Below are 14,303 nucleotides of genomic sequence, written 5' to 3' on the forward strand. Positions count from 1 at the left end.
TTTCATAAGCTATTTTTAAAAGCACACAAAAACAGGTTCGGACGCGGTCCGAACCTGTTTTTTTAGTTTTCTTCACTTGTAATATCAATGACTTTCATCAAACGCGTTAGATTTGAACGTTCGCTCTCATCCAAGGTTCGCTCAATATAAGCAATCGTATCTGTTAAGTTTGGAATCGTCATATGCTCCAAAGAATTCACACGACGTCTTGTGCGCTCAATTTCATCAGCCATCATTTGACAGGTCTTTTCAATTTCAGCCAATTGGAGCATCAACGGCAAAATATCATCCAGGTCAGTTAGCGATTGGTCAAGCTCACTCGTTGTATTAACGAAACCATAAGAGAAATCTTCTTCGCCATAATCATCGTCGTACTGTTCATTTAAAACTGGGACATCCATGTTCATAATCGTTTTAAAGTTAACATCCAAACCAACCTTTTGCATAGGAATGGCAAATGATTCCTCTAAAATATAATCGGGAATCGTACTAGATGCCAGCACATATTTCTTCATTCCTTCTTGCAAGGTTTGTTCCATTTTTTTGCGTAGACGTTGGTTATCTTTAACAAGAATAATAAATTGGCGAACAAGTTCATCTTGTTTATCTTTTAATAATTTGTGGCCTCGTGTAGCAGTATGAAGTCTTTTTTTCAAACGACTTAATTCCATCCTTGTGGGATTTATATTCATAACTGCCATTATTCATCGGACTCCTTCTCGGTTGGAAGATACTCATCAATGTATTCTGACTTAATCCGGCTCAATTCTTCCTTCGGTAAACTCGCCAGTAATTGCCAACCTAAATCAAGTGTTTCTTCAATACTTCTGTTCGTATCAAAACCTTGATTTAAATACTCAGACTCAAAACGATCAGCGAAGTGAGCAAACTTACGGTCAATTTCAGATAAGGCTGATTCCCCTAAAATAATCGACAATTCCTTAGCTGATTTACCGTCTGCATATGCTGCATAAATCTGGTTCATAGTCGCAGAGTGATCCTTACGCGTTTTCCCTTCGCCCGTACCTTTATCCTTCAACCGTGATAAACTCGGCAAAACATCAACAGGCGGCATAATATTCTTCTTGTAAAGATCACGCGAAAGAATAATTTGTCCCTCTGTAATATAGCCTGTTAAATCCGGAATTGGATGAGTCTTATCATCATCTGGCATCGTTAAAATCGGAATTTGTGTAACCGATCCCTCTTTCCCAACTAAGCGACCTGCACGTTCGTACAAGGTTGCCAAGTTCGTATAAAGGTAACCCGGATAGCCACGACGACCAGGAATCTCACGACGAGCCGCTGAAATTTCTCTCAGCGCCTCACAATAGTTCGTCATGTCCGTCATAATAACCAACACATGCATCCCTTTTTCAAACGCAAGATATTCCGCTGCAGTTAAGGCAATACGCGGCGTCGCAATCCGTTCGATGGCTGGATCATTCGCCAAGTTTAAGAATAAAACAGAGTGATCAAGCGCCCCTGTTTTTCTAAACTCTTCCACAAAGAATTCAGATTCTTCGTACGGAATACCAATGCCAGCAAAAACAATCGCAAAGTTTTCTTCTTCACCACTTACAGTTGCTTGACGAGCAATTTGAGCTGCCATTTCATTATGAGGCAAACCTGAAGCAGAGAAAATCGGCAATTTTTGTCCTCTAACTAATGTATTTAAATGGTCAATAGCTGAAATTCCGGTTTGAATAAATTCATCCGGGAAGTCACGCGCCATAGGGTTAATCGCTTCACCATTTACATCCAAGCGTTTGTCAGGAATAATTTTAGCACCGCCATCAATAGGATTACCTAAGCCATTGAAAACACGACCTAAAATATCTGGTGAAACGCCTAGCGTTAAACTGTTCCCTAAGAAACGAATTTTTGAATCTTCCGCACTCAAATCACTAGTTCCTTCAAATACTTGAACAACGGCTTTATCCTCATTAACTTCTAGGACTTGTCCACGACGTAATTCGCCGCTTGTCGTTCTAATTTCAACTAATTCATCGTATTTAATACCTTCTACACCTTCGACTACAATTAATGGACCAGCAATCTCCGATACTGACCGATATTCCTTTAGCATCATTCATTGCCCCCATTCTCTATAATCGTTTGAATTGTTTGTTGAATTTCTTGCTGAATATGATCAAGTTTATCCAATTCGTATTCGTGAATGTACTTGCTGCGCGCAATCTTTTCACGTAATTGAACGGTACCCTTTATAATTTCATCGTAGTAAGCACCTAAGCGAATTGCTTTTTGCATATGGTCGTTAAAGCTTAAAATATTAGAAATCATCTTAAATTGCTTTGTACGAGACGTATGCGTATCAACGTCATCAAAGGCATTTTGTTGCAAGTAGTCTTGACGAATCGAACGAGCCGTTACCATAGTGATACGGTCCTTTTGAGACAAGGAATCGATACCGACTAATTGGACGATTTCTTCTAAACGGCTCTCCTCTTGCAGAATAGTCATAGCTTTTTCAACCAGTTCTGACCACTCATCACTAATCAGCGAATCCACATAAGCATTTAGCTCATCTTCATAAAGTGAATAAGAATCTACCCAGCTAATAGCAGGGAAGTGACGTTTCTGCGCTAAGGCACTGTCTAGAGCCCAGAATACTTTAACGATTCGTAAGGTATTTTGAGTAACAGGTTCAGATAAATCTCCACCTGCTGGCGATACCGCTCCAATGGCTGTAATACTGCCTTCTCTAGGCTCTTGTCCGAGTGTTTTAAAACGTCCGGCACGTTCATAGTATTCAGCGATTCGACTTCCTAAATAAGCAGGATAGCCTTCATCACCTGGAATTTCCTGCAAACGACCACTCATCTCACGCAACGCTTCTGCCCAACGTGACGTTGAATCGGCCATAACAGCAATACTATAACCCATATCACGGTAGTATTCAGCAATCGTAATTCCTGTATAGATGGAAGCTTCACGAGCAGCAACTGGCATATTCGATGTATTCGCGATTAAGACCGTTCTTTCCATAATCGATTCACCTGTTTGTGGATCAATTAATTCCGGGAACTCATTAATAACATCTTTCATTTCATTACCGCGTTCACCACAACCAATATAAACAACAATATCCACATCAGACCATTTGGCGATCTGATGCTGAACAACTGTTTTACCAGCTCCAAATGGCCCTGGTACAGCTGCCGAACCACCCTTTGCTACTGGGAAAAAGGTATCAATAACGCGTTGTCCCGTTACAAGCGGTTGCCCTGGTTTCATTTTTGTTTTAAATGGTCGAGGCTTACGAACTGGCCAGCGTTGTAGCATTTGAATGGCTTTTTCGCCATTTTCTGTTTTTATGAGACAAATATCTTCTTTAATCGAATAGTTTCCTGCCTTGATTTCTGTAATCTCTCCAGAAACATTTGGCGGAACCATCACGCGGTGTTCAATTGCTGTTGTTTCTTGAACAACACCGATGATATCTCCTGTTTCAACATAATCGCCAACAGCTTTTTTAGGAATAAAGGTCCATTTTTTCTGCCAGTCTAATGGCGAAATGGAAACCCCTCTTTCTAAATAGTCACTGTTTGTTTGCGCCATATATTTATCTAAGGGACGTTGAATCCCATCAAACATCTGTGATAACAAACCTGGCGCTAATTCAACCGATAATGGTGCACCGGTTGTTTCAACAACTTCTCCTGGCCCAATACCTGCTGTCTCTTCATAGACTTGGATAGAAGCAATGCCTTTTTTTAATTCAATAATTTCTCCGATTAATCCTTTTTCACTAACTTTACAAATTTCATGGATTTTTGCACCTTGGAGTCCACTGGCAGTTACTAATGGGCCTGAAACTTTTAAAATTGTTCCGATTGCCAAAACATCTCCTCCTCGCTCTTTGCAAACTTTTCTAGTCTTCTAATATGTTCATACCGATTGCTTTTTCGACATTTCGTTGAATACGATCCATACCAATCCCTAAGCTCCCGGTACTACTCGGTATCGGGATAATGGCTGGTACAGGCATATGATCGTACTTTCTAATTGTATCTTCAAGCTGCTCAGCAATACGTTCTGTCACAAAAATGACGCCGCATTCTTTCGCTAATGCTTCAATTTGATGCCTAGCCTCTTCTAAATCCGTTACTGGATAAACGTCGATGCCTAGACCTTTAAAGGGCAGGATTGAGTTCTTACCACCCAGCATTGCAATTTTTTTATACATAGCTATCACGCATCCGTTTTCTTAAAATATCTTCCGGTATTTTATTAATTTTTCCGATTAAGATAATCCGAATGTTCTTAATTTCTGTTTCTTTGGCATAGATATAGCCCATGATGGCAGTTGGACCAAAGGGAACAATTTTGTTTTCTCGGTAACGTTTCATGAGAAAATTATCTTTAATCAAGTCGAAGTCATTTAAGGTTTTATGCTCTTGAATTTCTTCGTAAGCTTGATCAATCAAATTTTTAAAAGGTGTGTCCCTTAAGTAATCCACAAAGTCATCCAATGAGCTGTGAATGCTTTCTAATATGTTGTCAACTGAGAGTGTACCTCCGTCAGCCAGAACAGCGCGTAAGAACCCTTGTCCACGCTTAATTAAATAAGCGCGTAGTGTCGTCGAGATATTAAAAATATCAATGTTACGCTGAATCAGCTGGTCAAACTCGGGATAACCTGCTTCCTTAGCTAAAGTTAGCATGTGCACCCAGTAGTGGTTATCGAAGATAATATCAATTCCCACGCTCTCATTGTAATCTTCAATATAATCCGATACTTCTTTCATACAGATATTCATTTGTTCATCAACATGTTCGCTTCTTCCAATATTAACCAGTTCTTTTAAAATACGAATGGGAACGGAGCCTAGTGGAACAAGTAAGTGTGATAAGTCTTGGTTGATATACTTTTCTTTTATTAAGACTTTTAAATTTTGATAGTCATGACGCAAGGTAAAGTAATCAATGACACGGCGGTCTGGACTTATCTCATACAATAAATCGTACATGTCCTTTTGTTCAGCTAGAAGAACATCTTCAAAATCATGAACGGCGGTGTCTTCATAAATATGGTTACCATAAGAGCTATCTCTCAACATGGTATAGACATCGTCTGCATCCTTTGCCGTTAATAAACGTTCCAAAAAGCTATCAGGAAAGAGTTGGATTTCATATGTTCGGATTCTAGTATTGACAGCACTAAATTGAATATCCTTCATTCTGTCACTCCTATTAGTCTTCTAAGAATAGTAAATCAAGTAATTGACTGCTCAACTCTTCTTCAGCATTTTGCAATAATGATTCAAATAAGAAGTTGTATTCGATTGTATCTTGTTTGAGTAAAAAGCCACCACGACGCGGTACAGCTACTTTAGCAACTGATAATTCAATATCAGGCTGAGCAAAGGTAATCCATTTCTCAATCGTTGCTTTATCAGCGTACTTTTCACTTTCTTCACCTAAAATAAGCTGGACATTGCCACTTAAAGCAGATCTCTTTAAGCTCTTTTCTAAAAAGGCAGTGAATTCTGTTTCAGACATATGTTCAAATGACTCCAAGGCTTCTTGGAATAACTCATCCAATAAAGCTTCTTTAGCAGCCAATACTTTAGCGCGAGATTTGATATGTAAGTCAGACACTTCCAAACTCATTTCTGCTCGAATTTCTTTTTCGTAGGCAGCTAATCGCTCTTCTTTTTGTTTAGTCAGTTGCTTTTTACGCAATTCTTCTCGGCGCTCAGTCTTTTGACTAGCGTCCTTCAGATAATGCTCTTGTCTTTTTTTAGCATCTTGAATGATTTTATCGGTTAATTTTGTAATATCTGACATAGTGAACCTCCTAATTCATTGCTAGTAAGAAGGAAATAACAAACCCTAAAATACCGTACGTTTCCATCATGGCAACGTAAATAATACCTTTTGTAACGTGTTCTGGTTTTTTAGCCAAAATTTGCATAGCTGCTGCTGCACCACGACCTTGCCAAATCCCACCGATAATCGCAGTGAAGGAAATTGGTAATGTTGCGATAAACAAATACACGCCTCTTTCGAAGGTGACAGGTCCAGCTGTCATTTCAATAAAAATTAAAAATGAAATAACGAAACCGTATAACCCTTGTGTTGCTGAAAGTAACTCTAAAATGAGGGCTTGACCAAACTTTTCAGGCTGTTCAGCAGTTAGAGCTGCTGCAGCTTGAGAGGTTTGTCCGATACCGATTGTTGATCCGATACCCCCACAAATTGTTGCCATTGCAACACCAAGTGCTGCAAAAATAGTTCCACCATGTGTATTAAAAAATTCTAACCAGTTTTCCATTTAGGATTTTCCCCCTTGAATTTCTTCTTGTTCAGAAATAACTTCTACATATTTTTCATTTGACTTCATCGGTTTAAAGGCACGTCCGCCACCTGTATAGAACTTCCCAAAGAACTCCAGATATTGAAGTCTGATGCCATGAACATAGGCACTTAAGTAACTTAGGAAAATATTTAAACCGTGTAAGACGATAAATAATAAAATCCCAACTGTAAATTTAGCTGGTGTTGGTAAGTAGCTAATAATCAGGTTAAAGGCTGCGGCGATACTACCACCGGCAACACCTAATGCCATCAAACGCGTATAACTCACTAAGTCTCCTAAGTAAGATGTAATATCCATCAAACCATAGAGTCCCCATCCAATTTTCCCACCAATGGTTTCTCCATCGAGACTGCCTCCGATAACTACCATCACTAAACTGACAATGATACCACCTACACCAATGGTTTGTAGGCCTGGATTGTTTAGGATCATCATTGCTAATACAATAACGACAACACTAATTAAAAATAAAATCCATGAACCTGCTTGGAAAATTGCTTTAGCCTTTTTGTCTCTCATCTTCCATTGAACATAGAATTTCAAGAACAGACCAAACATTAATTGCATGTAACCAAAGGCTACCGATACAACTAATATTTCTGTAATATCAGTACTTCCAGATAAGAGTTGGAATGATAGCTCATTTCCGAAGAAGTTTCCGTAAATCAATCCCCATAAAACAGTAGCTAACGCTCCTACTTGGAAAAATGATAATGATTGTCGCATACCTTCTTTAAAATGAAAGAAACGTTTCGCTATGAAAATTGCAAAGAATAACAATAAACCATAACCAAAATCTGCTACCATCATCCCGAATGCTAGTGCATAGAACGGTGTCATCAATGGTGTTGGATCTAATTCATCATATTGTGGCAGACTATACATTTCTACCAAACTTTCAAACGGCTTAACAAAAGCATTGTTACGTAGCAAAATAGGAACATCCGCTACTTCTTCTTCTTTTACTTCTTGGAATTCAATATAATAATCTTCACCCGCAGCAGATTCTACTTTATGAATCAGTTGATCGGCATCTTTAGCAGGTACCCATCCAGACACACTCATTGTATACTTCGATTCCAACATATACTGGTTGCTCTTTACTCTAATCAGTAAACCGTCAAAGTATTCCGCAACTAGTCCTAATTGGGTGTAGTCCTTTTCCATTGTTTTCAATTCTGCTTTAATCGTTTCTTCTTCTTCTACTAATCGCTGTGTTTTCTCTTTTAATCCGAGTAAATCATCAGCTGGTTTCCCATCGAATGGGTAGTAATAGTCTTCAAATCCAACCTTTTTCAAATGGGTTCTTACTTTTGATTGACTGTCTTTATGAGCAAGAATGAGGACATAAGCTGTGGTGGCAGTATGATGAATTGTTTCCATATAGGTATAAGGAATAATGCCGATTTCTTGTGTCAGGTGAGTGAGTTCGCCACTCGGAATGGTTCCCAGTAAGCCGACTGTTTGATGAAGCTTTTCCAATTTTTTGGGTTCTTCATCAAAGTAACGCCATTCATTTAAATCAGCTTCTTGAAGCGCTAATTCACGACGTTCTTGGTCGATAACTCTTAATCGTTTGTCAAAGTATTTTAGTTTTTTACATGTTTCTTCCCAGTCATAATCATTCATATGTTGGGCAAGTTGCTTAATAGTGTATCGCTCAATAGGCTGACGCAGATTCGCAATCATACCTTTTTTAGGAATATACTGATTTAAAAAATTTCTAGACCAGTCAAGTTCATTAATATGTGCTTCAATTTCACTTTCTCGCGGATGATTTTTCATACGGTTAAAGAGCGTTGATGTCTCTGTAAAAAAGTGCTCTGCTGGAAACAATTCAATATTTTGGAAATCTTGTAAATTCTCCATAACCGTTTCATAGTACGTTGAGAAAGTAATGATGTTAAATTTTTGCATTTTAAGTATGGCCATTTTTATCCCACAACCTTATCTACTATGATGCTCAATGCTTTTTCTCGCATTGCCGGAGTAATCGTTTTCAACTCTTCTTCTTTTTTATTCATTCGCTCTATTAGCGGTGTCTTCAAGCGATTTAGTTCATCGGCATATTTTTGGCGAATTTGTTTTTGTTCGTCTTTTTCTTCTTGCAACAAATTCTTTTCAAACAGTTTGATGTCTTGATCGCTTTGTTCTCTTTGCGCCTTCACTTGGTTTTCGGCATCTTGAATTATCTTAGCTGCCTGTTCCTCTGCAGCTGCTAATTGTTGAATCGCATTTACACTCATCTCTATCCCTCACTCTCATTACATGTCATCTTACTTGTCCTTGATTTTTCTTAAAACTGATCATCTCTAGCAGGATATTTACGGACAAATAACCTATATTAAATCATAACGGAGACTTTTTCTATCGTCAATGCAGAATATTAATCTTTAATCTTTTTTTAAAAACTAGTTTAGAATTGACTATCAAAATCAAGCTACCTATTAACAGTTTAGCGTAAATAGAGACTGATGAACAGAAAGAAAGGCAAGTTGTTGATTATTTTCAATTAATCAACAACTTACCTTTATTTTTTTATGAAGACACGGTCTCTTTTTCTGCTAATTTCTTTTGTGTGATAATCGTAATAATTTGATAGACCGTTGCCAAAACTGGAACGCCAAGTAACATACCGGCAATACCACCAACTCCACCACCGACTGTGACGGCCACCAATACCCAAATACCTGGAATTCCAATACTCGTTCCCACCACTTTTGGATAGATTAAGTTATTTTCCAGTTGTTGGAGAATGACAATAAAAATCAAAAACGCCCACGCTTGTGTAAAGCTTTGAGACGCAATTAACACAAAGCCTACTGCCGCCCCAATCCAAGCTCCAAACATTGGAACTAGCGCTGTAAAACCAATAAAGGTTCCAACCGTTACAGCATATGGAAACCTAAAAATCGCCATCCCAATAATGCACAAACTGCCAAGAATAACAGCCTCAGTTACCTGTCCGACAAAGAAATTTGAAAAAGTTTGATTCGTAATTTGAATCAAAAAGCTCAAATGACTATACACACGCTTCGGAAGAAAAGCAACACCTAATAATCTGGTTTGTTCTTTCAATCGTTCTTTTGTAGCCAGTACATACATAGCGAATGAAAAGGCAATAACAAACGTAAACAAGCCACTAGTTGCGCCACCAATTAAATAGATGGATGATGCCAATAGTTGGTTGACACTATTCGATACAAAATCAATAGCCTGCCGCGCCAAGTCATTAAAATCAGCCAACAAGTTATCCCCAACAAATTTTTCTAATAGTTCCGTATCACTTTCCATAATAAAGTTCTGGATTTGCGTCACTAAAACAGGTATCCCACTGACAAGGCGAGATATAATAGTCGCAATCTGTGGCACGATTAAATTAATAATTAAATACAAGACAGCCACTACTATTATAATAGAAGAAAGTATACTAGCTCCACGCGTTAGTCCTGCCTGCTTTTCTTTCAACTTCTTCAAAACAGAACGCTCTAAACGAACGACAATAATGTTTAGAAGATAGGCAATCAATGCCCCTATAAACAATGGCGCCGTCACATCCATTAGTAACCGAAAAATAGCGATAAAATAATCAAAGTATCGGTATAACAGCAATAAAAAGAAAATGACAAATAAGTACGATAACACCCTAATATCTAATTTTTTCATGTTCATTTCTCTACCCCATATCTGCAAATCATAATAAGCAAAGTATACCTTTTATCCCCATTGAAAAGCTAGTAGTTTACGACCTTTAATTCTCTTCCTTACCGACTTATGATAAAATAATAGTAGAAAAGAGGGACGACTATGGAATTTAATCAGCATTATACGCAGAAACAAACTCAAAAACAGCAATTTATCCCTAATTTAGTACAAGGCATGGAAATGCTCCAACTTAATCGGATGGAACTGGACACTTATTTAAACCGCGTGATGTTGGGCAATCCTTTTATTGACATGAACTTGGCTGACCCCTTAAAGATTTCAAGTAAAAAATTATCTCATAATGACCTCTCTCATATCATTGAGCAGACCTCCGTTTACGAAGCCTCTCTCCATGACTTTTTACATGAGCAAATTTATTTACTCTATCGTGATACCCCATTACGTCAGCTAATGTTTTGGTGGGTAGATCAACTCGATGAACGTGGCTATGTGACAAAAAACTTAGATGAAGCGAAGGCAGAAACGAACGCTAGTCAGATTGAGCTCTTAGACAGCTTAACCCTTTTACAGCAATTGGATCCGGCTGGCATCGGCGCACGATCGATACAAGAGTGTTTAATGATTCAAACTGAGCGTATGGATTTTGCGCCTGAAATAGCTTACTTAGTTTTAGAAGAGCACTACGATGAGCTTATTCAGAAAAAATGGTCAGTTATCGCAGAGGACTATGGTGTTTCCCTTTCAGATATTGAGGATGTTTACAGCTTTATCCAACGATTATCGCTATCGCCTGCAGAACACTATGAGTCACGCTCAAAGGCAACGCCTTATATCATACCTGAACTGATGGTAGACCTCAATGATGGCCAGCTTGTCGTAGCAGAAACGCGTTATAAAACGCCACTACTGACACTAAATGTGGCCTATTTAGATGAGATGAAAGCAGTCGATGACAAAGAAGTTCAGACTTATGTACGAACTAAAAAGCAAGAGTTCGACCAACTTCAAGCCAGTCTCATGAAACGAAAAGACACTATTTTAAAAGTCGGCACTGCCATTTTGATGCACCAACAGGATTTCTTTCTTGATCCTAATAATCATTTAAAGCCCTTGCAGTTAAATGATTTAGCGCAATTATGTCAACTGAGTGAATCGACCATTAGTCGAACAGTCAGAGACACCTTTGTCCAAACGCCTCGAGGTGTGTTTGAGCTGAGGTCCTTCCTTTCACGTCGTATGGAAGGCTTTAATCAATCAAAGGATGAAGTGATGGAGCATGTGAAACAGCTAATTGCTGACGAAGACAAGCACAAGCCCCTATCCGATCAAAAACTGGAACACCTTTTAAAAGAAAAAGGCATGACAGTATCGCGTAGAGCAATTGCTAACTACCGAAAACAACTCCAAATTCCGTCATCAACCGATCGGAAAATTAAATAACACGTGTTACAGAAAACAAAGAAGTATAGATACTGATTAGCGAAATCGCTAGTGAAAAGGTGGACATTATTTTGAAAAAGGTTGCATTTATTACAGACAGCGGAAGTGGAAAAAGTATTGCAGAAATCGAAGCACTAGGTTGCTACAGCGTGCCGCTACAGCTGATGGCAGACAAGGATAGCTATAAGGAATTTGAAACCATCTCCTATGACAAGGTTTATGAAATCCTGGGAGAAAATAAAGTCATGACGACTTCCTTGCCAGCAATCGCAGATATTGAGCAACTATTCAGCCAGCTCAAAGAAAAAGGATACACTGATATTTTTGCTGTTCCTATTTGCAGTGGCTTAAGTGGAACAATCAACGCCATGTATACAGCTGCCAATAGTCTAGAATTAGGCTTTGACTATGTCGACTCTGGTACAACAGCGGTTATCCAGCTTTATCTTTTAAAATTAGCAAAATCCTTACACGAAAAAGGTATTGATTTCCCTCAAATCAAAGAAAAATTGATGGAAGTCGTTGATCATGCCAATACCGTTTTAATTCCCGATGATTTAATGCATCTGGCTAGAGGCGGTCGTTTATCATCAACCAGTGCTGTCATCGGTAATTTGATTAAAATCAAACCTGTTTTGGAAGTAAACTTAAAAACAAAAGGACGCATTGAAGTCTTACAAAAACTTCGTACCTTCAAACGTGCCTTCCAATATGTGATTGATGAAATGGCTGAGGAAATAAAAGATGCTTCCGACCACTATCATATTGTTGTTGCCCATGTGGATGCTGTTGAAAAGGGTCAAGATGTTCTCGCAACCTTAAAGGCTAAATTCCCTCAAGCAACTACCGAGTTCATTGACCTCGTGCCAACCGTAAGTTGCCATACTGGATTAGGCTGTATCGCACTTCAATACTTTAAAAAAGTAGATTAATCGAAAAACACGCGCTCACGAGCGCGTGTTTTTGTTTGATTAGGTCGTCATTTCTACTAAAAATCTGAACTTCCTCCAACTCAGATCCACCACAAAAAAAAACAGGTATTTACTTTTGAACGTTCTCAAAAGTAAACACCTGTTACTAATTATTTTCCAAAAATACCTAAAACGTAACCGATGATACCTACAACGAAGATACCAAAGATAATTGTAATTGGGCTAACTTTCTTACGAAGCAACCACACACATAGTAGTGTTAAACCTAGTGGTGCGATACCTGGTAATAATGAATCTAATGTGTTTTGTAGTGTTGTCACTTGTTGAGGCTCAATACTCAAACCTGCTTGAATTTCACCAACAACATTACGTAACATATCGCCAGAAAGAACACCTTCGTTGGCAGCTTCTGCAACTGCTGCGAAGTTAACCATGTCTTTTTCATCAACGTCAACTCTACTTAAAATCATTGGGAAGTTCATGTTTGTCCAACGAGGTACTAATACCCCCATAATGAACATACCAAGTACAGATGCACCTTGTGTTAGTTTTTGCATTAATCCACCAGCAAGGTTTTGTGCGATGTTACCACCTTGTACATAACCAAACTCTTGTGAATACCATAGGAATGCCATACGAATAATATTCCATGCTAGGAAGAAGATGATTGGTCCCATCCAGTTTTCACTTAAAGCAAGTGATGCTGCAAAGGCACCTAATACCGGACGTAGCGTACCCCAGAAAATTGGGTCACCCACACCAGCCAAAGGTCCCATCATCCCAATTTTAACCCCTTGAATAGCGGCGTTATCGATTTCACGACCTGCTGCTTTTTCTTCTTCAAGTGTTAGTGTTACCCCTAAAACTGGCGACGCTAAATAAGGATGTGTGTTAAAGAATTCCAAGTGACGTTTTAAAGCTTGGGCACGGTCTTCCTTAGTTGTGTATAATTTTTTCAAGGCTGGAATCATTGCATAAGCCCAACCTACGTTTTGCATACGCTCAAAGTTCCATGATGCTTGTAGGAACTGACTTCTCCAAAAGACTTTTAATCGATCTTTTTTAGTTAATTTGTAGTTATTTTCAGTCATTATTCATCGCTCCTTCTTAGTAATCGTTTAAGATGTCATCTATTGGGTCGCCGCTTCCTGAGTTTGAAGAGCCACCGCTAGATTGGTTGAATTCTGGTGAGAATTGTAGGTAAAGTAACGCTAAAACAACACCGATAATCCCCATTGCAATTAAGTTCAAATCGCCGACTGCTGAAATTGCGAATCCTAATGCAAAGAATATCCACAATTTTGGTGTTGCCATCATGTTGATAACCATTGCATAACCAACTGCAACGATAAAGCCACCCGCTACAGCTAAACCACCAGTCAACCAGCCAGGAATACTATTCAAAGCGTTTGTTACTAATTCAGCTGGTACAGCTAAAACGATTGCTGCTGGAATTGCAATACGCAACCCTTGTAGCATTAAGGCACCGATGTGGAATAATTCAACGCCACGGAATGAGCCTTCTTCTGCTTTTTTGTCAGCACCGTGAGCCATTGCTACGGTTACTGTACGAACAAACATCGTCAATACTTGACCTGCTACTGCCAATGGAATCGCTAGTGCAATCCCTTCTGAAATACCTGCTCCGTGAACTGTTACTAAAATAGCTGATGCAATTGATGCTAGAGCTGCATCCGGTGCAACCGCTGCACCAATGTTCATCCAACCCAATGCGATTAATTGAAGTGTTCCTCCTAGAAGTAATCCTTCTAGCGGTTTACCTGTTACAATACCGATTAATGATGCCGCGATAATTGGTTGGTGAAGTTGGAATTCATCCAAAATCCCTTCCATTCCTGCGAAAAATGCTACGACTAAAATTAAAATAACCATAATAATATCCATTTATTAACCCCTCC

14 protein-coding genes are annotated in these 14,303 nt (G+C 38.8%); 2 read left to right on the forward strand and 12 right to left on the reverse strand.

The window, feature by feature from the left end:
* Positions 1–62 precede the first annotated feature (62 nt).
* From G7057_RS02255 to G7057_RS02300, 10 genes are all read right to left on the reverse strand, one after another.
* Positions 63–701 (reverse strand): V-type ATP synthase subunit D, encoded by a 639-nt coding sequence (locus tag G7057_RS02255; RefSeq protein ID WP_166161017.1) that lies wholly within the window; start codon positions 699–701, stop codon positions 63–65.
* Positions 701–2,089 (reverse strand): V-type ATP synthase subunit B, encoded by a 1,389-nt coding sequence (locus tag G7057_RS02260; RefSeq protein WP_166164003.1) that lies wholly within the window; start codon positions 2,087–2,089, stop codon positions 701–703. The genes G7057_RS02255 and G7057_RS02260 overlap by 1 nt, the downstream gene beginning before the upstream one ends.
* Complete coding sequence (locus G7057_RS02265) at positions 2,089–3,864, reverse strand: V-type ATP synthase subunit A (protein WP_166161019.1); 1,776 nt, start codon at positions 3,862–3,864, stop codon at positions 2,089–2,091. The genes G7057_RS02260 and G7057_RS02265 overlap by 1 nt, the downstream gene beginning before the upstream one ends.
* A 31-nt stretch (positions 3,865–3,895) precedes the next feature.
* Positions 3,896–4,210, reverse strand: a complete 315-nt coding sequence (locus tag G7057_RS02270) for a V-type ATP synthase subunit F (protein WP_166161021.1) — start codon at positions 4,208–4,210, stop codon at positions 3,896–3,898.
* Positions 4,203–5,204, reverse strand: a complete 1,002-nt coding sequence (locus G7057_RS02275) for a V-type ATPase subunit (protein WP_166161023.1) — start codon at positions 5,202–5,204, stop codon at positions 4,203–4,205. Before G7057_RS02275 ends, G7057_RS02270 begins: the two co-directional genes overlap by 8 nt.
* Before the next feature lie 13 nt (positions 5,205–5,217).
* Positions 5,218–5,814 (reverse strand): V-type ATP synthase subunit E, encoded by a 597-nt coding sequence (locus tag G7057_RS02280; protein WP_166161026.1) that lies wholly within the window; start codon positions 5,812–5,814, stop codon positions 5,218–5,220.
* A gap of 10 nt (positions 5,815–5,824) precedes the next feature.
* Positions 5,825–6,301 carry a V-type ATP synthase subunit K gene (locus G7057_RS02285; RefSeq protein ID WP_166161028.1) on the reverse strand — a complete coding sequence of 159 codons (477 nt, stop codon included), beginning with the start codon at positions 6,299–6,301 and terminating at the stop codon, positions 5,825–5,827.
* Entirely contained in the window at positions 6,302–8,278 is a 1,977-nt protein-coding gene (locus G7057_RS02290; RefSeq protein ID WP_166161030.1) for a V-type ATP synthase subunit I, read from the reverse strand.
* 2 nt (positions 8,279–8,280) lie between these two features.
* Positions 8,281–8,592 carry a hypothetical protein gene (locus G7057_RS02295; protein WP_166161032.1) on the reverse strand — a complete coding sequence of 104 codons (312 nt, stop codon included), beginning with the start codon at positions 8,590–8,592 and terminating at the stop codon, positions 8,281–8,283.
* A gap of 292 nt (positions 8,593–8,884) precedes the next feature.
* On the reverse strand, positions 8,885–10,018 hold the full coding sequence (locus G7057_RS02300; RefSeq protein WP_166161034.1) for an AI-2E family transporter: 1,134 nt from the start codon (positions 10,016–10,018) through the stop codon (positions 8,885–8,887).
* 135 nt (positions 10,019–10,153) lie between these two features.
* Here G7057_RS02300 and rpoN point away from each other — a divergent pair, with 135 nt between their 5' ends.
* Together rpoN and G7057_RS02310 are read left to right on the forward strand one after the other, a co-directional pair.
* Positions 10,154–11,452: an RNA polymerase factor sigma-54 gene (gene rpoN / locus G7057_RS02305; RefSeq protein ID WP_166161036.1), complete on the forward strand. Its 1,299-nt coding sequence runs from the start codon at positions 10,154–10,156 to the stop codon at positions 11,450–11,452.
* A gap of 71 nt (positions 11,453–11,523) precedes the next feature.
* Positions 11,524–12,384, forward strand: coding sequence for a DegV family protein (locus G7057_RS02310; RefSeq protein WP_166161038.1), 861 nt, complete (start codon positions 11,524–11,526; stop codon positions 12,382–12,384).
* A gap of 149 nt (positions 12,385–12,533) precedes the next feature.
* On the opposite strand, the gene G7057_RS02315 is transcribed toward G7057_RS02310, so the two are convergent.
* Positions 12,534–13,475 (reverse strand): PTS system mannose/fructose/sorbose family transporter subunit IID, encoded by a 942-nt coding sequence (locus G7057_RS02315; RefSeq protein WP_166161040.1) that lies wholly within the window; start codon positions 13,473–13,475, stop codon positions 12,534–12,536.
* A gap of 16 nt (positions 13,476–13,491) precedes the next feature.
* A complete protein-coding gene (locus G7057_RS02320) occupies positions 13,492–14,289 on the reverse strand; it encodes a mannose/fructose/sorbose family PTS transporter subunit IIC (protein WP_166161042.1) in 798 nt (265 codons plus the stop codon).
* Between the last annotated feature and the right edge of the window lie 14 nt (positions 14,290–14,303).

The sequence above is a fragment of the Jeotgalibaca arthritidis genome (assembly GCF_011100465.1).
In the GTDB taxonomy this organism is placed as follows: Bacteria; Bacillota; Bacilli; order Lactobacillales; family Aerococcaceae; genus Jeotgalibaca; species Jeotgalibaca arthritidis.